Consider the following 18,065-nt stretch of genomic DNA (forward strand, 5'->3'; position numbering starts at 1 on the left):
GGGGTCGCCGGAGCACCGGGCTCCGGCGACCCCGCGGCAGCGGTCAGGACTCGAAGGCGGCGTCGATGTACTGGTCGACGTTCTCGGCGGTGACGACCGGGGCGTCGAGCACGATCCGCTGCGGCACGCCCTGGGACGTGAGGTCGGACATGCTCTTGCCCTGCGCGATCAGCCGGGCGAGCGCGATGCCGTCGGCGGCCTGGGTGTGCGGGTAGATGACGGTCGCCTGGAGCACCGAGTCGCCGGACTGGATCTCGCGCATCGCGTTGGCCGAGCCGGCCCCGCCGACCATGACGAACTCGCTGCGGCCGGCGTTGGTGATGGCGGCCAGGACACCGACGCCCTGGTCGTCGTCGTGGTTCCAGATCGCGTCGATCTGCGGCGCCGCCTGCAGCAGGTTGGCCGCGGCCTCCTCGCCGCCCTCGACGGTGAAGTCCGCGGCCACGCGGTTGTCGACGTTGAGGCCGCACTCGGCCAGCGCGTCGGCGAAGCCCTGGCTGCGGTCCTGGGTCAGCGGCAGCGAGTCGATGCCGGCGATCTCGGCGACGACCGCGTCGGGCTGGTCACCCAACTGCTCGCAGACGTACTGGCCGGCCGAGACACCCATGCCGTAGTTGTCGCCGAGGACGGTGGCCCGGGCGGCGAACGGGCTGTTGAACTCGCGGTCGACGTTGATGACCGGGATGCCCGCCTCCATGGCCCGCAGCGCCACGGGGGTCAGCGCCGCGCCGTCGAAGGGCAGCAGCACGATGGCGTCGACGCCCTCGTTGATGAAGGTCTCGACCTGGCTGATCTGGGTGCTGACGTCGTTGGTGCCCTCGGCGATGCTGAGCTCGACGTCCTCGAAGCGGTCGGCCTCGGCCTGGGCGGCCTGGCTGATGCCGGCCATCCAGCCGTGGTCGGCGGCCGGCGCGGAGAAGCCGATGCGGACGGTCTCGCCGGCCTCGTCGTTGTCGCTCGCGGCGTTGTTGCCGCCCTCTGCCCCGGAGCTCTCCGGGGTGTTGCTGGTGCAGCCGGCCACGAGGGCGCCGGCGCTCATGAGTGCGACCGCGGTGTACGTCAGGCGGCGGAACGGACGCTGCCTCGCTGCAGACATGTTCTCTCCTCGATGTGCCTCCCTGGCTCGGAGTGCCAGGTCGTCTGTCACGTGGTGGTGCGCCCAGCGGGCCGGGGCCCGGCGGGGTGGTGCCGACCGGTGCGCGCGCGGCGCGCCGGTCAGGTCTGGGAGCGCTCCGCGCCGCCGGGGCGGGCGCCACCGGGTCCGCCGTCCCCGCTGGTGCCGCCGGACACCGCCCCCGCGGGCGAGCCCTGGACGGCCGGGCCGCCGGACGGCGGATGTCCGGCGGAGGGCCGGCGGAAGCTGAACCCGCCGGTGGCCAGCCGCTGCTGGAGCAGGACGGCGGCGACGATGATCACGCCGCGAGCCACGGCCTGCGCCGAGCTGGACAGGTTGTTCAGCGTGAAGACGTTGCCGAGCGTGGTGAAGATCAGCACGCCGAGGACGGTGCCGACGATCGTGCCGCGCCCGCCGATGAGCAGGGTGCCGCCGATGACCACCGCGGCGATCGCGTCCAGCTCGTAGAGCGTGCCGTGGGTGGAGCTGCCGGTCGTCGTCCGCGCCATGATCATCACCGCCGCGATGCCGCAGGTGATACCGGACAGGACGTAGAGCTTGACGGTGTGCCGCTGCACCCGGATGCCGGCCAGCCGCGCGGCCTCCGCGTTGCCGCCGACGGCGAAGGTGCGCCGGCCGAAGGTGGTGCGGTTGAGCAGCACCCACCCGGCGACGGCGACCAGCGCGAAGATGATCACCAGGGTCGGGATGCCGAGGACGCTGCCGGAGAAGAACGCGAGGAAGTCGCGGTCCTGGATGATCTGCGTCCGCCGGTTGGCGATGATCTCCGCCAGCCCGCGGGCCGCCGCGAGCATCGCGAGGGTGGCGATGAAGGCGGCCAGCTTGCCGTAGGCGATGACCAGGCCGTTGACCAGCCCGGCGACCGCACCGACCACGACCGCCGTGAAGACCATGACGATCCAGTGGAAGTCCTCGGCCATCTGCTGGGTGGCCAGCGTGGTGGCCCACACCGAGGCCAGGGCGACGAGGGCACCCACGGACAGGTCGATGCCGCCACCGATGATCACGAAGGTCATCCCGATGCTCACCACGCCGATGACCGCGGCCAGCCGCAGGATGGTCAGCAGGTTGTCGACGTCGGCGAACCGCTCACCGGCGGTGAGGACGCCGACGACGCACAGGATCGCCAGCGCCACGACCAGGCCGAGGTTCCGGCCGACCGGGCCGGACATGAAGCTCGCCGCCCCTCCCCCGCCGTTCCGGCCGCGCGCCGTCGGGTCCGCGGCCGCGCCGGCCGCTCCCCCCGTCGTCGCGGTGGTGCTCCCGCTCATGCCACGTCCCCTTCGTGCTGCATCGTTCCGGGAAGGGGGGCACCTCGGTGGCCGATCCCCTCCATGACCAGGTCGAGCACGCGGTGCTCGTCGAGCTCTGCGGCCGGCTGCTCGGCCACGACCGCCCCCTCGGCGACGACCAGGACCCGGTCGGCCAGCCCGAGGACCTCCGGGATCTCGCTGGAGACGACGACCACCGCGACACCGCGGTCGGCCAGCTCCCGGACCAGCGCGTAGATCTCCGACCGGGCGCCGACGTCCACGCCGCGGGTGGGCTCGTCGAGCAGCAGCACCCGGCAGTCGCGCAGCAGCCAGCGGGCCAGGACGACCTTCTGCTGGTTGCCGCCGGACAGCGTGCGGACCTCGCGGTCGACGTCGGCCGGCCGCACCTCCAGGGACTCCACCTGGCGGCGCGCGGCGTCCTTCTCCGCCGCACCCGAGAGGAAGCCCGCGCGGGCGAACCGGGCCAGGCTGGAGATGCTGATGTTGCGGTAGACCGACTCGCCGAGCAGCAGCGCCTGGCTCTTGCGCTCCTCGGGCGCGAGCCCCACGCCGGCCGCGACCGCTCCCCCGACGTCGCCGGGACGCAGCCGCCGGCCGGCGACCCGCACGGTGCCGCTGGTGGCGGTGCGGGCGCCGAAGACGGTCTCGAGGATCTCCGAGCGCCCGGAGCCGACCAGCCCGGCCAGGCCGACGATCTCGCCGGGGCGGACCCGGAAGGAGACGTCGTGGAAGGAGCCGCGCAGGCCCAGCCCCTCGACCTCGAGCAGCGGCGGCTCGTCGGTGTGCGGCTGCTCCTCCCGGGTGGGGAAGACGTACTCGATGGTGCGGCCGGTCATCAGGGTGATGACCTCGCGGGTCGGCGTCTCGCGGGCGGGCAGCCCGGTCGCGACCGTCCGGCCGTCCTTGAGCACGGTGATCCGGTCACCGATCTCGCGGATCTCCTCGAGCCGGTGGGAGATGTAGACGACGGCGACGTCGGAGGCCTGCAGGTCGCGGATCACCCGGAACAGCCGCTCGACCTCCTCGTTGTCGAGGACCGCCGACGGCTCGTCCATGATGATCAACCGGGCGTCCTGCGACAGGGCCCGGGCGATGCTCACCATCTGCTGCGCGGCGGCGGGGAGGGAGCCGACCTCGGCGGTGGGCCGGATCTCCGGGTGGCCGAGCCGGGTGAGCAGCGCGCTGGCGGCGCGGTTGCCCTCGGCGGGACGGGTGAGGCCGAACCGGGAGAACTCCCGGCCCAGGAAGATGTTGTCCGCGACGGTCAGCCCGGCCACCAGGTCGAGCTCCTGGTAGATCGTCGCGATGCCCAGCGACATCGCGGCCTGCGGGGTGGCCAGCGAGACCGACTGGCCCCGCCAGGAGATGCTGCCCGCGTCGGGCTGGTGCGCACCGGCGAGGACCTTGATCAGCGTGGACTTGCCGGCGCCGTTCTGGCCGAGCAGACAGTGCACCTCGCCCGCCCGGACGTCGAGGTCGACACCGTCGAGGGCCCGGACCCCCGGGAAGCTCTTGACGATGCCGCGCATCTCCAGCAGCGGCGCGGTCACGCCCGCCCTCCGGCGCGGAGGGCCGCGACGGGCTCGGGACGACCCCCGAGCTCCGGCAGGGACAGAGAGGACACCGCAGCACCACCCGGACTTTTGCTCATCGTTGACCATTAGTCGGACCAGGCGACAACTTATGTGTAGCGCCGATGTGTGGTCAAGGCCACGTGCGGCAGTTACCGAACCGCAACGTCCGGAGAGTCGGCGCGCGGGCGGGTCGCCCGGATCCGCGCCCTCCGGGCCACCGAGCGTCGCCGGGGACCCGCCCCGGCCGCGGGGTCAGCGGGTGACGGCCTGGTGGACGGAGTCCTCGTCGAGGAAGCCCTCGATCGCCATGAGTGCCGCGCCCACCCGGCCGGAGAGGTCGGGGGCCTCGCTGACGGTGATCTCCAGCGCCCGGGCGGCCAGCGGCATCGACCGGCGGTACACCGCCTCGCGGATGCCGGCCAGCAGCGGGACGCCGGCCCGGGCCACGCCCCCGGTCATGACGATGCGGTGGGGGTTGAAGAAGTTGACCAGCGCGGCGAGCACCGTGCCGATCGTCCGGCCGGCGTCGCGGACCAGCTCCAGGGCCACGCCGTCGCCCTGGGCCGCGCGCTCCACGACCTCGCGGATCGTGCTGACCGGCAGCCCGGCGGCCACGGCGTCGCGGAGCAGCGCGCCGCCCCCGGCGATCGCCTCGAGGCAGTTCTCCTGGCCACAGCGGCAGATGACCGTGCGCCCGTCGGGCTGGGCGACGTGGATGTGCCCGATGTCGCCGGCGCTGCCCTGCGCCCCGCGGTACACGCGGCCGTCGACGATGACGCCGCAGCCGATCCCGGTACCGACCTTCACGACGAGCACGTCCTGGACCGACCCGGCGACCCCCATCTCGCCGAGGGCCATGACGTTCACGTCGTTGTCGACGTAGACGGGGCAGTCGTAGCGGCCGAACGCGCTGGGGATCGGGTAGTCGTGCCAGCCGGGCATGATCGGCGGGTGGGACGGCCGCCCGCTGGAGTGCTCCACCGGCCCGGGGACGCCGACGCCCACGGCGCACACCTCGGCGGGGGTGAGCCCGGCCTCGGCGAGCACCTTCTGCGCGAGCCGGTCCACCTCGGCCAGCACCCGGCCGGGGCCCTCGGCGATGTCGATGGCGTGGCCCGCGGTCGCGAGGATCTGCGCGGAGAGGTCGGTGACGGCGACGTCGACGCTGGTGACGCCCAGGTCCACCGCCAGGACGCACCCGGCCCGGCTGTTGAACTGCAGCAGCGTCGGCGGGCGCCCCCCGGTGCTCCACCCGCGCCCGCCCTCCTCGAGGAGGTTCGCGGCGATGAGCTGGTCGACCCGCGCGCTGACGGTGTTGCGCGACGCCCCGGTGAGCGCCACCAGCTCGGCACGGCTCCGCGCGCGGCCCGTGCGCACGTGGTTGAGCAGCGCGCCGGCCGAGGCAGATGTGTGCGCCACGGCGTCATGGTGACACGGCCGTGCCACCAGCCCGCTCATCCCCGATGCCGCCCGGGCACCTCCCGGGGCCGCCGCACTCCCGGAGGGCGGCCGCCACGACGTCGGCGACCGCGCGGGGGTGGGTCTGCACGGTCATGTGCGCCGCACCGGGCACCTCGACCAGCCGGCCGCGCGGCGCGGCGGCCGCCACGACGGTCGCCCAGTCGTCGGGGCACAGCCGGTCGCGGGTGCCGCGGACGACGGTCACCGGCACCCGGACCCCGCGCAGGCGGACGTCGATCCGGTCGGGTGCGGCAACCCGCCACAGCCGGGCCATCGCCCACGGGCCGGTGGACCACCACTGGGCGAGGACCAGCGGCACCTGGGCCCACGGCTCGCGCAGCGCCGTCCGGAGCCACCGCCGGACCAGCACCGGGGCCGACCGCAGCCGCGGGTCGGTGGTGGGCCCGAGCAGCACGAGCCCGGCCACCCGCGGGTCGGCCGCGGCGGCGGCCACCACCTGGCAGCTCTGCGAGTGCCCGACGAGCAGGACCGGCCCGGGCCCGAGCCGGTCGCGCAGCCGCCGGGCCAGCTCGTCGAGGGGCGGGACCGGCGCGGCGCGGCCCATGCCGGGCAGGACGACGACGTCGCCGGGGACCAGCCGGCGCAGCCGGGCGGAGGACCGGGCGTCCAGGCCCAGCCCGGGGACCAGCACCGGCCGGACTGCGGGGGAGGTCACCCCGAACGGTCTACCGGCCCGCTGCGTGAGGCGCCGCTCCACGGGTAGGGCCAGACTGTGGCCTGCATCCCTCGAGGCCGCGCACGGCCTCGAGACGTCGGGATGGGAGACTCATTCGTCATGACGACATCACCTGCGACCGCACCCGTCGGCACTCCCCCGTCCGGCCGTCCCAGGGTCGTCATCATCGGGTCGGGGTTCGGTGGCCTGTTCGCCGCGCAGCGGCTGCGCAAGGCCCCGGTCGACATCACGCTGATCGGCAAGACCAGCCACCACCTGTTCCAGCCGCTGCTCTACCAGGTGGCCACCGGGATCCTCAGCGAGGGCGAGATCGCCCCGCCGACCCGCGAGATCCTGCGCGGCCAGAAGAATGCCCGGGTGGTCCTCGGCGAGGTCACCGACATCGACCTGGCCAACCGCACCGTCACCTCGACCATCCTCGGCCGGCGGACGGTGCACCCCTACGACGAGCTCATCGTCGCCGCCGGTGCCGGGCAGTCCTACTTCGGCAACGACCAGTTCGCCGAGTTCGCCCCTGGCATGAAGAGCATCGACGACGCCCTGGAGCTGCGCGGCCGGATCTTCGGCGCCTTCGAGCTGGCCGAGCTGGCCACCGACCCCGCCGAGGTCGACCGGTTGCTCACCTTCGTCGTCGTCGGCGCGGGCCCCACCGGCGTGGAGATGGCCGGGCAGATCGCCGAGCTGGCCCACCGCACCCTGCACCGCGACTTCCGCCGCATCGACCCGACCAAGGCGCGGGTCATCCTGCTCGACGCCGCACCCGCCGTCCTGCCCTCGTTCGGGGAGAAGCTCGGCGACCGCGCCCGCCGCCAGCTCAACCGGATCGGCGTGGAGGTGCAGCTGGGCGCGATGGTGACCAACGTCGACGCCGACGGCATCGAGGTCAAGGACGCCGACGGGCAGACCCGGCGCATCCAGGCCGCCACCAAGATCTGGGCCGCCGGCGTCCAGGCCTCCGGGCTCGGCCGCCAACTCGGCGAGCAGTCCGGCGCCGAGGTCGACCGGGCCGGCCGGGTCGCCGTCCAGCCCGACCTCACCCTGCCCGGCCACCCCGAGGTGCACGTGGTCGGCGACATGATGAGCCTCGACCGGCTGCCCGGCGTCGCGCAGGTCGCCATCCAGGGTGGCCGGTACGCCGCCGACGCGATCCTGCGACGCCTCGAGGGCCGTCAGCCCGCCGGCCCGTTCCGCTACAAGGACAAGGGCTCCATGGCGACCATCTCCCGGTTCTCCGCGGTCGCCGACATCTCGAAGTTCAAGTTCCAGGGCTTCATCGCCTGGGTGCTGTGGCTGGTCGTGCACCTGATGTACATCGTCGGGTTCAAGAACCGGCTCACCACGATGCTGCACTGGGTGGTCAGCTTCCTCGGCCGCGGCCGCGCCGAGCGGGTCGCCACCCAGCAGCAGGTCTACGGCCGGCTGGCGCTGGAGCACCTGGGCCCGGCCTTCACGGTGTCCAAGACCGGCGGCCCCAAGGACGACGCCGCGCCCGCCGAGGACGTCACCGAGCGCAGGTCCGCCTGAGAGGGCCCCGTCCTCCCCACCCCTCGCAGGCTCGGGGCGGGACCCGGGACGGGGCCGGGGTCAGCGCGTGCCGTCCAGCCAGTGGTCGAGCGCGGCGGTCACCAGGTCGGGGGTCACCACGTGGCCGCCGGCGAACTCCTCGTACGTGACGTCGTAGCCTGCCGCGGCGAGCTGCCGGGACACCCGCCGGCCGCACCGGTCGACGGGCAGCACGCGGTCGGCGGTGCCGTGGGAGATCCAGATGCGCGGCCGCCCCTCGAACCCGGGAGCGGCGACGAAGCCGGGCGAGAAGGCCAGGACGGCGTCGAGGAGGTCGCCGTTGGCCAGCCCGAGGGACAGCGCGTAGGACGCACCGTCGGAGAACCCGCCGACGGCGACCCGGCTCACCGGGTGCGCGGCGAAGGCCCGTTCGAGGGCGGCGTCGAGCACGGCGACGTCCCGGCCCAGGCCCCCGGTGACGAGATCCCACGTCCGGTCCACCGACGTGGTCGCGACGACGAGCACGCCCCGGGCCGCGGCGAGGTCCCCGACCGCCGCCAGGCTCTGCGCCGCGGTGCCACCCGCGCCGTGGCAGAAGACCAGCAGCGGCCGCGCGACGGGCGGGCCGTCGGGCACCACCAGCAGCGCGTCGTGCCGCCCGCCCAGGTCCAGCGCGACCACCCCGGCCGGCGACGACGACCCGGGGAGCGAGGCCGACGGCCGGCTCTGCAGCCGCCCGTCCGCGGCCGGGCGCGGGGCCCCCGACATCAGACGTCGTGCGCCGGCGGCGGCACGTGCTCGTCGGCGCGCTCGAGGTGCAGGGGCTGCAGCGGCCGGGTGGCGTCCAGGTACAGGAACGCGTCGTAGCGCTCCCCCAGCACCGTGGGCACGTAGTTGCCCCAGCGCTCCCGCTCGGGCCGGTAGACCACCCCGATCGCCCGGTGGTCGAGCCGGCGGTCCAGCCAGGCCGCCCGCGGCCCCGGGGGGACGACGAACAGCGCATCGTGTCCGACCTCGGCGTGCAGCAGCGCCTCCAGGCTCCCGGGCCGCGCCTCGGGGACGGGCAGCCGCTGCATCTGCGCCCCCCACTCCGACCCGGCGACCACCCCGCCCGCGTAGCCGCCGAAACCCACGAGGACGACGTCCTCGGCACCGTGCCGCTCACGCAGCAGCTGGCCGACGTTGACCATCCCGGCACCGGCCATGTCGGTGGCCCGCGCGTCCCCGACGTGCGTGTTGTGCTCCCAGACGACGGCCTTGTCCCCGGCATGGGTCAGCAGCCGGTCGAGGGTGTCGGCCATGTGCACGTCGCGGACGTTCCACGACTGGGCCGAGCCCCCCACCATCGCGCGGTAGTAGCGCTCGGCGCCGACGACCACGGCGGCGTTCTGCTCGGCGGAGAAGCGGGCGTCCGGGTCGTCGGCGAACCTCTCCTCGCCGCGCTCCTGGCACAGGTGGTGCAGCAGGTCGACGACGGCCTGCTCGCACGTGGTCGGTGCGAGGCGGCTGGCGAAGGCGTACTCGGCGCCGTCCTCGCCGAAGGGCTCGAAGCAGCGCAGCGCGCGCACGGCGGTGTCCACGTGCTCGGGCTCGTGCTCGCGCAGCCAGGCGACGAGCTCGTGCATCGAGTCCCAGAGGCTGTAGACGTCCAGGCCGTGGAAGCCCACCCGCGCGTCGGCCGGCCGCCCGGCGTTGACCTCGCGCAGCCAGCGGCAGAAGGCGACGACGTCGTCGTTGGCCCACATCCACGTCGGCCAGCGGGAGAACGCGTCCAGGGCGTCGTACGGGTCGGCGTCGGCGTCCGGGCGCAGCGTCACGCTGCGGTGGACCCGGTGGCAGTCGGGCCAGTCGCCCTCGACGGCCACGAAGTCGAAGCCGCGCTCGGTGACCAGCCGGCGGGTCAGCGCCGCCCGCCAGGCGTAGTACTCGTGCGTGCCGTGGCTGGCCTCGCCGATCGCCACGATGCGGGCGTCCCCGACCCGCTCCAGCAGCGGGTCGAGGTCGCCCTCGTCCCGCAGCGGGAGGGCGAGGTCACGGACGCCCGCGGTCACGGCGCTACTCCGCGCTGCCGGGCTCGGCCATCTGCCGGTGCGCCTTGCTCTTGAGCCGGTCGGGGATGACGGCGTTGGCGGCGCCCTGCACCTTGGTCATGAACGACCCGGCGACGACCTTGTCCTCGCCCTTCATCAGCGCCTCGAACCCCTGCTCCGCCACCTGGGCCGGGTCGTCCTTCTTCCCGGCGCCGATCCTGGTGTCCTGCATCTCGGCGCGGTCGAAGAACTCGGTGTCGGTGGGCCCGGGCATCAGCGAGGTGACGGTGACCCCGGTGTCCTCGAGCTCCTCCACCAGCGCCTCGGCGAAGGACTGCACGAACGACTTCGACGCGTTGTAGACCGCCTGGAACGACCCGGGCATCGTCGAGGCGATCGACGAGGTGAACAGCACCCGGCCCTCGTTGCGGGCCACCATGTCCCGCAGTACCAGCTTGGCCAGCCGCACCGTCGAGGTGACGTTCAGGTCGATGATCTCGAGTTCCGCCTCGAGCTCGTTCTCGACGAACGGGCCACCGTGCCCGACGCCGGCGTTGAGCGCGGCGGCGGCCAGCGGGCGCCCGGTGGCCTGGACGGCGGCCCAGACCGCCTCGACGCCGGCGGCGGTGCGCAGGTCGGCCTGGACGGCCTGCACGGTGGTGCCGGCGGCGCGCAGCTGCTCGGCGGCGGGGGTCAGCTCCGCGTCCTCGGCGTTGACGACGAGGTCGAAGCCGGCGCCGGCGAACTGGCGGGCGAGTTCGAGGCCGATCCCGCTGGAGGCACCGGTGACGAGGGCGAGCGGTCGGGGTCCGGTCATGGGTGCCCCCTACCCGGACCGTCGACGGCCACGCGTCAGCCGTCGCCGACCGCGCCGTCCCTGACCAGCTCCGCGGCCACGGCGCGCAGGTCACCGGTCGCCTGCCAGGTCCGCCGCTGCCGGGCCGCCGACGTCCCCCGCCGCTGCAGCCGGAGCAGCAGCCGCGCGACCTCGTCCTCCTCGTCGTGCCCCCGGAGGTCGTCGGCGAGCTCGGCGAGCAGCCGGTCGACGGCGGCCCGCGCCCGCACCGGCTCGCCGCGGACCGGGTCGTAGAGCTCCCCGCCGAGGCCGTCCTTCGCCGCTCGCCAGCGGGCCGCGCGGAGCAGCTCGGGTCGCACCTCGGGCACCGGCTCGCCGCGCTCGGCCCGGCCGGCGAGCACGCGCACGAGCGAGCGGGCGAGGGCGGCGTGCAGGACGACGTCGTCGAGCGCGGTGCACACGTCGGCGAGCCGGAACTCGACCGTGGGGTAGCGGGCCGAGGGGCGCAGGTCCCAGTACAGGTGCCGGGCGTCGCCGATGACGTCCCCCCGCACCAGGGCGTCGACGACGGCCCGGTACCGCTCCGCGCTGCCCAGGTGCTCGGGCGGACCGGCGTTGGGCCAGCGCGACCACCACGGCGTCCGGAAGCTCTCGTAGCCGGTGTCGGCACCGTCGTGGAACGGCGAGCTGCCGGTCATGGCCAGCAGCACCGGCAGGTACGGCCGCGCGCGGTCCATCACGGCCACGGCGGTCTCCAGGTCCGGGACGCCGACGTGCACGTGGCAGCCGCAGATGTCCTGCTGCCGGGCGAGCACCGCCCAGCGGGCCACCATCTCGTCGTACCGCCGGTCGGGCGTGAGCGGCTGGTCGCGCCAGGAGCCGAACGGGTGCGTGGAGGCGGCCAGCACCGCCAGCCCGGCGCGTGCCGCCGCGGCCGCGGCCTCGGTCCGCGTGGTGACCAGCTGGGCGCGCAGCTCGGCGAGGGTCGTGCACACGCCGGTCGCCGTCTCCAGCTGGGTCGTCGCGATCTCGGCGTGGACGTGGGCTCCCGCCGTGCCGGCGAGGGCCGCGGCGGCGACCTCGGGTGCCGGGGCGAGCGCGAGGGTGCCGGGGTCGACGAGGTGGAACTCCTCCTCGACGCCGACGGTGGCGCCGGCCGCCGGCGACGGCGGGGAGCCCGTCACGGCTCGGCGAACCACGCGAAGCCCAGGCCGGGGACCACCAGCCGCCCGTCCCGGACCTCGAGCGGGCCGTCGCTGCCGTGCACCAGGGGGAAGGTGCCGAAGCCGGTGACCGTGTCGGCGTCGACCTCCTGCGCCTCGGGGCTGACGTTGGCCAGCCCGACGAACGTGCCGCTGCGCGGGTGGCGCCGCGACCACGCCAGGACCGCGTCGCTGCCGGCGTCCAGCAGGACCGACTCGACGCCGCCGCGCAGCGCCAGGATCGAGCGGCGCGCCTCCCCCAGCCGCCGGATGCGCGCGAAGACCCGGCCCTCGAGCGTGGTGGGGTCCTCGCGGCGGGCGGCGGCGGCCCAGTCCATCGGCGGCCGGTGCATCCAGCGGTTGTCCGGCGCGCGCTCGGGGTCGGCGAGGTAGCCGGTGTCGTTGCGCAGCGCGAGCTCGTCGCCCATGTACAGCAGCGGGATGCCGCCGAAGCCGTAGACGACCGAGTACAGCAGCACCAGCCGCCGGATCCCGGCCTCGAGGGCGGCCTCGTCCCCGTCGGCCAGCGCCTGCTCGATGCCGCACAGCGAGGCCGCCGAGCCGGAGACGCGCGCGTCACCGGTGGCCTCGTTCTCCTGGAACAGCGCCCCGCGGGCGAAGGAGCCCGGGAAGCGGCCGGCGTAGAAGTCGTTGAGGAAGCGCCGGTGGGCGAACCCGTCCGCGCCGACGGCCGCGGCGTCCTCGTCGGTCACCGCCCAGCCGATGTCGTCGTGGCCGCGGACGTAGGTGACCCATGTGGCGCTCGGCGGGATCGGCCGCATCCGGCCCAGCGCCGCCCGGGCCAGCCGGACGTCGCGGGTGGCCAGGCTGCTCCACAGCAGGACCATGAGCGAGTTGTGGTAGGCCAGCTCGCACTCGGGGCGGAAGCGGTCGTGCCCGCCGAGGTAGGGCACCAGGTCGTCGGGCGACACGATCGCCTCGGCCTTGAAGACGACGCCGGGTGCGGCCAGCCGGGTGAGCGCGTGCAGCAGCTGGAGCAGGGAGTGCCCCTCGGGCAGGTTCTGGCAGGAGGTGCCCAGCCGCTTCCACATGAACGGGACGGCGTCCATGCGGAAGACGTCGACGCCGCGGTTGGCCAGCCAGGTGATCTCGCCGAGCATCGCCAGGGTGACCTCGGGGTTGGCGTAGTCGAGGTCCCACTGGTAGGGCCAGAACGTCGTCCACACCCAGCCGCCGGCACCGTCGAGGGCCTCGGGCACCCAGCTGAACGAGCCCGGCGCCCGGTCGGGGAACACCTCCGGGATGGTGGCGTCGTAGGCGTCGGGCAGCGTGCGGTCGGGGAAGACCGTGTAGAAGCCGGCGCGGGCGGGGTCGCCGGCCAGCCAGCCCTGCGCCCACGGGTGCTCGCGGGCGGTGTGGTTGAGCACGAGGTCGATGCACAGGCTCATGTCCCGCTCGTGCAGCGCCGCGGCGACCCGCTCGAGGTCGGCCATCGTGCCCAGCCGCGGGTCGACCGCGCGGTAGTCGGCCACCGCGTAGCCGCCGTCGTTCTCGCCGGGGCGCGGCCGCAGCAGCGGCATGAGGTGCAGGTAGGTGGTGCCCAGCTCGGCGAGGTGGTCGAGGTGGTCGGGCAGCCGGTCGAGGGTGCCGCAGAAGCGGTCGACGTAGCAGACGTAGCCCTGCACGCGGGCACGCTGGAACCACGCCGGGTCGATCTCGCGGCGGCGGTCGATGCGGCGCAGTTCCTCGGGCCGTTGCGCCGCGGCGGCCAGGACGACCTGCAGCGCCCGCTGGAACAACTCGTCGGCGGCGTCCCCGTACAGCTCCGCGAGCGGCTCGTGGACGTCGAAGAGCGCGAGGTCGGCCCGGGCCAGGAAGGCGTCGCCCTCGGCCTCCCCCAGCGCGGCGACCGCCTCCTTCGCCACCCGCGGGCGCAGCGCCGCCCAGGACCGTGCCGCCGCTGCCCTGCGCTCGGCCGCCGAGACCGTCATCGGGCCAGTATCGGGGCGCTGTTCGCCCACGGCATGACGCCCGCCACACGCGCTCCCGGAGGAGTTCACTGGTGGCTGTAATCGGGTAATCAGGAGGTGCGCCATGAGCCTGGCCCCGGGCCCGGACACCGAACCGGCGCTGGACGCCTACTCCCGCGTCGTCACCGCCGTGGCTGCCGAGCTGACCCCGCACGTCGCCGCGCTGCAGGTCAGCACGGGCGACGGGCGTGGCGGCGCCGGGTCGGCGGTCGTCGTCCCCGGCGAGGGACTGCTGCTGACCAACGCCCACGTCGTCGGCCGGGCCCGTCGCGGCCGGGCCGTCTTCAGCGACGGCAGCGAGGCCGACGTCGACGTCGTCGGTGCCGATCCGCTGTCGGACCTCGCCGTGGTCCGCGCGCGCTCGGCGACACCACCGCCGGCCGAGCTCGGGGACGCCGCCGGGCTGCGGGTGGGGCAGCTGGTCGTCGCGGTCGGCAACCCGCTGGGCCTGGCCGGCTCGGTGACCGCCGGGGTGGTCAGCGGCCTGGGCCGGTCCCTGCCCACGCGCGACGGCCGGACGGCGCGGGTGGTGGAGGACGTGATCCAGACCGACGCGGCTCTCAACCCGGGCAACTCCGGCGGGGCGCTGGCCGACTCCTCCGGCCGGGTCGTGGGCGTCAACACCGCCGTCGCCGGATGGGGACTGGGGCTGGCGGTGCCGATCAACGACACGACCCGGCGGATCGTCGCCGCGCTGACCCGCGACGGCCGCGTGCGCCGCGCCTACCTGGGGCTGGTCAGCACCCCGGCGCCCCTGCCCGCGCCGCTGGCCGAGCGCACCGGCCGCCGGCGGGGGCTGCGGATCGTCGACGTCGTCCCGGGCTCGCCGGCCGACCGGGCCGGGCTCAAGGCCGGGGACCTGGTGCTGGAGGCCGGCCGGCGGCCGGTCGCGGAGGCGCAGAGCCTGCAGCGGCTGCTGTTCGACGAGGCGATCGGCCGGTCACTGCCGGTGACGGTGTTCCGGCGGGGCGCGATGGTCGACGTCATCACGGTGCCCACGGAGCTCACCGGCGGGTGACCGTCCCCCTCCCCCGTTCGGGGGCCTGCGGTCACGCAGCGCTCCAGGACGTCACCGGTCCGGTCGATGCTGGGCGGGACGAACGGGGGACACGTGGACGGGGATCGGCCGACAGGGGTCGCGCTGCTCGCGTTGCTGTACGCGGTCAGCGGCGCCCTGTGCGTCGTGGGGGCGCTGCACCCGATGTCGCCCGACACCCCCGTGGGACTGACCTGGGTGCTGGCCGCGGTCGGCCTCGTCGGCGGTGCGCTGCTGTGGTGGCGCCGGGCCCGGCTGGGCGCGGGCTGGGTGCACGCCGCGGTCGGGCTGGTGTCGGCGCTGGTCGCCGTCCTGGCGTGGCGGTCGGTGACCGCGGTCGGCATCGTCGGCCTGGGCCCGTGCATGGTCGCGGTGGGGTTGTTCTGCGCCCACTACCTCAGCGCGCGCGCCGCCCGCCTGCACGTCGCCGCCCTGGTCGCGGCGACCACCGCCGGGGCGGTCGCCGCGGCGCCGTCGGGCTTCGCCGTGCCGTGGCTGACCATGGTGGTGACGGTCGTGGTCGTCGCCGAGGCGCAGGTGCGCATCGCCGGGCAGCTGCGCCGGGCGGCCGGCACCGACCCGCTCACCGGCCTGGCCAACCGGCGCGCCTGGGAGGCCGACGCCGCCCGCAGCCTCGCCCATGCGCAGCGCACCGGGGAGCCGCTCACGGTGGCGGTCATCGACCTCGACGGCTTCAAGGCCGTCAACGACGAGGAGGGGCACGGTGCGGGCGACGCCCTCCTGCAGGCTCTCGCCCGGTCCTGGAGCACGGAGCTGCGGATGGCCGACCTGCTCGGCCGCCAGGGCGGGGACGAGTTCGTGCTCTGCCTGCCCAACACCGACGCCGGCGACGCCGGCGAGCTGCTGACCCGGCTGCGGGCCAGCCACCCGGCGTCGTGGTCGGCCGGGACCGCCACCGCCCGGCCCGGTGACGGCCTGTCCGACCTCGTGGCGCGCGCCGACGTCGAGCTGTACCGGGACAAGCGCCGCAACCGCCGGGCCGCCTGAGCGAGGGCCCGGGGACGGGGCCGTCCGGCCCTGTCCCGGCCCTCCGCCCGGGCGGAGGGTGGGCGGAGGGTCTGCCCGGGAGGTCGGCATGGCGGGGATCGTGGTCTGCGGCGGAGGCACCATCGGCCTGTCCACCGCGCTGATGCTGGCCGACGACGGGCACGACGTGACCGTCGTCGAGGTCGACCCCCTGGAGCCGCCGGACACCCCGGTCGACGCCTGGGACGGCTGGCGCCGTGCCGGCGTGGCCCAGTTCCGGCAGCCGCACACGCTCTTCCCGCGCTTCCGGCTGGTCGCCGAGCAGGAGCTGCCGGGGCTGGTCGACCGGCTGTCCGCCGCCGGGTGCGCCTGGGGCGACTACACGTCGGCCCTCCCCCCGACGATCGAGGACCGCGCACCGCGGCCCGGCGACGACCGGCTGCGGTTCGTGACCGGCCGCCGTCCGGTCGCCGAGGCCGTCGTCGCCACGATGGCGGCCGAGCACCCCCGGGTCACGGTGCGCCGCGGAGTGCGGGTCGCCGGCCTCGTGACCGGCCCGGCGCCGCTGCCCGGCGTCCCGCACGTCACCGGCCTGCGCACCGACGACGGGACCGTGCTGCCCGCCGACCTGGTGGTCGACGCGACCGGCCGCCGGACGCGGGGCAGCGACTGGCTCACCGAGCTGGGCGCCCGGCCCCCGCACGTGGAGCGCGACACCAGCGGTTTCGTCTACTACACGCGGTACTACACCGGCCCGGAGCAGCCGCGACGGGTCGGCCCGCAGCTGACCCCGATCGGCAGCATCACGCTGATCACGCTGATCTCCGACAACGACACCTGGTCGGTCACCGTGTTCGGACCGACCCGCGACACGCCGCTCAAGGCGCTGCGCGACCCGGCGGCCTTCACCCGCGTGGTGGCGGCCTGCCCCCGCCAGGCGCACTGGCTGGACGGCGAACCGATCACCGACGTGCTCGCCATGGCCGGCGTGCTCGACTGCTACCGGCGGCTGGTCGTCGACGGGGAGCCGGTGGTGACCGGCTACGTCCCGGTGGGCGACGCGTGGGCCTGCACCAACCCCTCGGCCGGCCGCGGCCTGTCGGTCGGCATGGTGCACGCCCAGCTGCTGCGGGCCACAGCGCGCGAGCACCTGGGCGACCCCGCGGCGTTCGTGCGGGCCTTCGACGAGGGCACCGAGCGGGAGGTGGCGCCGTTCTTCCGCAACCAGGTCGCCGCCGACCACGCCCGGTTGGCCGAGATGGACGCCCTCCGCGAGGGCCGGGAACCGCCACCCCCCAACCCGGTCCAGGCCCGGCTGCTGGCCGCCGCGATGCACGACCCGGAGGCCTACCGGGCGCTGCTCGAGACGATCACGTGCCTGGCCCTGCCCCAGGAGGTGCTGGCCCGGCCGGGGATGCGGGAACGGCTGGAGGCGTACGCCGACCAGCCGGTGCCGGCCGCGCCCGGCCCCGACCGGCGGCAACTGGTGGACCTGCTCGCCGGGTGACGGACCCCCTGCCCCGCCGAGGGCCACCCGTCAGGGGCGGCGCCAGTCGTCGGAGTCGAGGTGGGAGCCCGCCATCGGGCCCATCTGCAGCATGCCGCCGTCCACCGGCCAGGACGCGCCGGTGACGTAGGCGGCCGCCGGCGAGGCGAGGAAGGCCACGACCGCGGCGACCTCACGGGCGTCCCCGGGACGGCGCAGCGGGACGCCGGGCCGCTCGTGCCCGGGCGCGGTCGGGTCCTCGTCCTCCTGCCCGGTCATCGGCGTGGCGATCTCACCGGGCGCCACGGCGTTCACGGTGATCCCGTGCTCGGCCAGCTCGATCGCGGCCACCCGGGTGAGCAGCCCCAGGCCGCCCTTGGCCGCGCAGTAGGCGGCCGCGCCGACCCGCGGCTGGTGCTCGTGGACGCTGGTGATGTTGACGATCCGCCCGCCGCGGCCGGCGGCGACCATGCGCCGCGCGGCCTTCTGCAGGCACAGGAACGCACCGTCGAGGTCGGTGGCGAGCACCTCCCGCCAGGTGGCGAAGTCGGTGTCGAGGATCGTGCTCATGTGGCCGGTGCCGGCGTCGTTGACCAGCACGTCGACGCCGCCCAGCGCCTCGGCCAGGTCGTCCACCACGTCCGCGGCCTCCGGCAACCGGGTCAGGTCCAGCTGCCGGACCTCGGCCCGCCGACCGAGCCCGCGGACCTCCTCGGCGGTGGACTCGGCCCCGTCACGGTCGCGGTGCCAGGTGATCCCGACGTCGCAGCCGGACTCCGCGAGGGCGACGGCGGTCGCCTTGCCGATGCCGGAGTCCGAGCCGGTGACGAGGGCGATGCGGGGCGGGGCGGTCTGGGTCATGGCCCGACGCTAGGGCCGGCCGGACTCCCCCG

15 protein-coding genes are annotated in these 18,065 nt (G+C 75.2%); 4 read left to right on the top strand and 11 right to left on the bottom strand.

Annotation, left to right across the window (positions count from 1 at the left end):
• Positions 1–43: 43 nt before the first annotated feature.
• The 5 genes from ACI79I_RS20060 to ACI79I_RS20080 form a co-directional block, all read right to left on the bottom strand.
• On the bottom strand, positions 44–1,096 hold the full coding sequence (locus ACI79I_RS20060) for a substrate-binding domain-containing protein (protein WP_456994074.1): 1,053 nt from the start codon (positions 1,094–1,096) through the stop codon (positions 44–46).
• A 119-nt stretch (positions 1,097–1,215) separates the two neighbouring features.
• Positions 1,216–2,406: an ABC transporter permease gene (locus ACI79I_RS20065; RefSeq protein ID WP_456994075.1), complete on the bottom strand. Its 1,191-nt coding sequence runs from the start codon at positions 2,404–2,406 to the stop codon at positions 1,216–1,218.
• Positions 2,403–3,959 carry a sugar ABC transporter ATP-binding protein gene (locus ACI79I_RS20070; protein WP_456994076.1) on the bottom strand — a complete coding sequence of 519 codons (1,557 nt, stop codon included), beginning with the start codon at positions 3,957–3,959 and terminating at the stop codon, positions 2,403–2,405. Before ACI79I_RS20070 ends, ACI79I_RS20065 begins: the two co-directional genes overlap by 4 nt.
• A gap of 276 nt (positions 3,960–4,235) precedes the next feature.
• A complete protein-coding gene (locus ACI79I_RS20075; RefSeq protein ID WP_456994077.1) occupies positions 4,236–5,402 on the bottom strand; it encodes an ROK family protein in 1,167 nt (388 codons plus the stop codon).
• 4 nt (positions 5,403–5,406) lie between these two features.
• On the bottom strand, positions 5,407–6,120 hold the full coding sequence (locus ACI79I_RS20080) for an alpha/beta fold hydrolase (RefSeq protein WP_456994078.1): 714 nt from the start codon (positions 6,118–6,120) through the stop codon (positions 5,407–5,409).
• A 120-nt stretch (positions 6,121–6,240) separates the two neighbouring features.
• Between ACI79I_RS20080 and ACI79I_RS20085 the strand changes: the two genes are divergently transcribed.
• A complete protein-coding gene (locus ACI79I_RS20085; protein WP_456994079.1) occupies positions 6,241–7,665 on the top strand; it encodes an NAD(P)/FAD-dependent oxidoreductase in 1,425 nt (474 codons plus the stop codon).
• A 60-nt stretch (positions 7,666–7,725) separates the two neighbouring features.
• Here ACI79I_RS20085 and ACI79I_RS20090 read toward each other — a convergent pair whose 3' ends face one another.
• Genes ACI79I_RS20090 through ACI79I_RS20110 form a run of 5 tightly spaced genes read right to left on the bottom strand, consistent with a single transcriptional unit; the run spans position 7,726 to position 13,624 of the window.
• Positions 7,726–8,412 carry an alpha/beta hydrolase gene (locus ACI79I_RS20090; RefSeq protein WP_456994080.1) on the bottom strand — a complete coding sequence of 229 codons (687 nt, stop codon included), beginning with the start codon at positions 8,410–8,412 and terminating at the stop codon, positions 7,726–7,728.
• A complete protein-coding gene (locus ACI79I_RS20095; protein ID WP_456994081.1) occupies positions 8,412–9,695 on the bottom strand; it encodes an erythromycin esterase family protein in 1,284 nt (427 codons plus the stop codon). Before ACI79I_RS20095 ends, ACI79I_RS20090 begins: the two co-directional genes overlap by 1 nt.
• Before the next feature lie 4 nt (positions 9,696–9,699).
• Positions 9,700–10,491, bottom strand: coding sequence for an SDR family NAD(P)-dependent oxidoreductase (locus ACI79I_RS20100; protein ID WP_456994082.1), 792 nt, complete (start codon positions 10,489–10,491; stop codon positions 9,700–9,702).
• Between the two features lie 35 nt (positions 10,492–10,526).
• A complete protein-coding gene (locus ACI79I_RS20105; protein WP_456994083.1) occupies positions 10,527–11,654 on the bottom strand; it encodes a carboxylate-amine ligase in 1,128 nt (375 codons plus the stop codon).
• Entirely contained in the window at positions 11,651–13,624 is a 1,974-nt protein-coding gene (locus ACI79I_RS20110; protein ID WP_456994084.1) for an alpha-amylase family protein, read from the bottom strand. The genes ACI79I_RS20105 and ACI79I_RS20110 overlap by 4 nt, the downstream gene beginning before the upstream one ends.
• Before the next feature lie 103 nt (positions 13,625–13,727).
• Here ACI79I_RS20110 and ACI79I_RS20115 point away from each other — a divergent pair, with 103 nt between their 5' ends.
• From ACI79I_RS20115 to ACI79I_RS20125, 3 genes are all read left to right on the top strand, one after another.
• The gene (locus ACI79I_RS20115) at positions 13,728–14,681 is read left to right on the top strand and encodes a S1C family serine protease (protein ID WP_456994085.1); all 954 of its coding nucleotides are present in this window, start codon (positions 13,728–13,730) and stop codon (positions 14,679–14,681) included.
• A 93-nt stretch (positions 14,682–14,774) separates the two neighbouring features.
• Positions 14,775–15,707 carry a GGDEF domain-containing protein gene (locus ACI79I_RS20120; RefSeq protein ID WP_456994086.1) on the top strand — a complete coding sequence of 311 codons (933 nt, stop codon included), beginning with the start codon at positions 14,775–14,777 and terminating at the stop codon, positions 15,705–15,707.
• Positions 15,708–15,795: 88 nt separating this feature from the next.
• Complete coding sequence (locus ACI79I_RS20125) at positions 15,796–17,193, top strand: FAD-dependent oxidoreductase (protein WP_456994087.1); 1,398 nt, start codon at positions 15,796–15,798, stop codon at positions 17,191–17,193.
• A gap of 30 nt (positions 17,194–17,223) precedes the next feature.
• Here the strand turns inward: ACI79I_RS20125 and ACI79I_RS20130 are convergent, their stop codons facing one another.
• Entirely contained in the window at positions 17,224–18,033 is an 810-nt protein-coding gene (locus ACI79I_RS20130) for an SDR family oxidoreductase (protein ID WP_456994088.1), read from the bottom strand.
• Positions 18,034–18,065 lie beyond the last annotated feature (32 nt).

The organism is Geodermatophilus sp. SYSU D01105 (genome assembly GCF_054050095.1).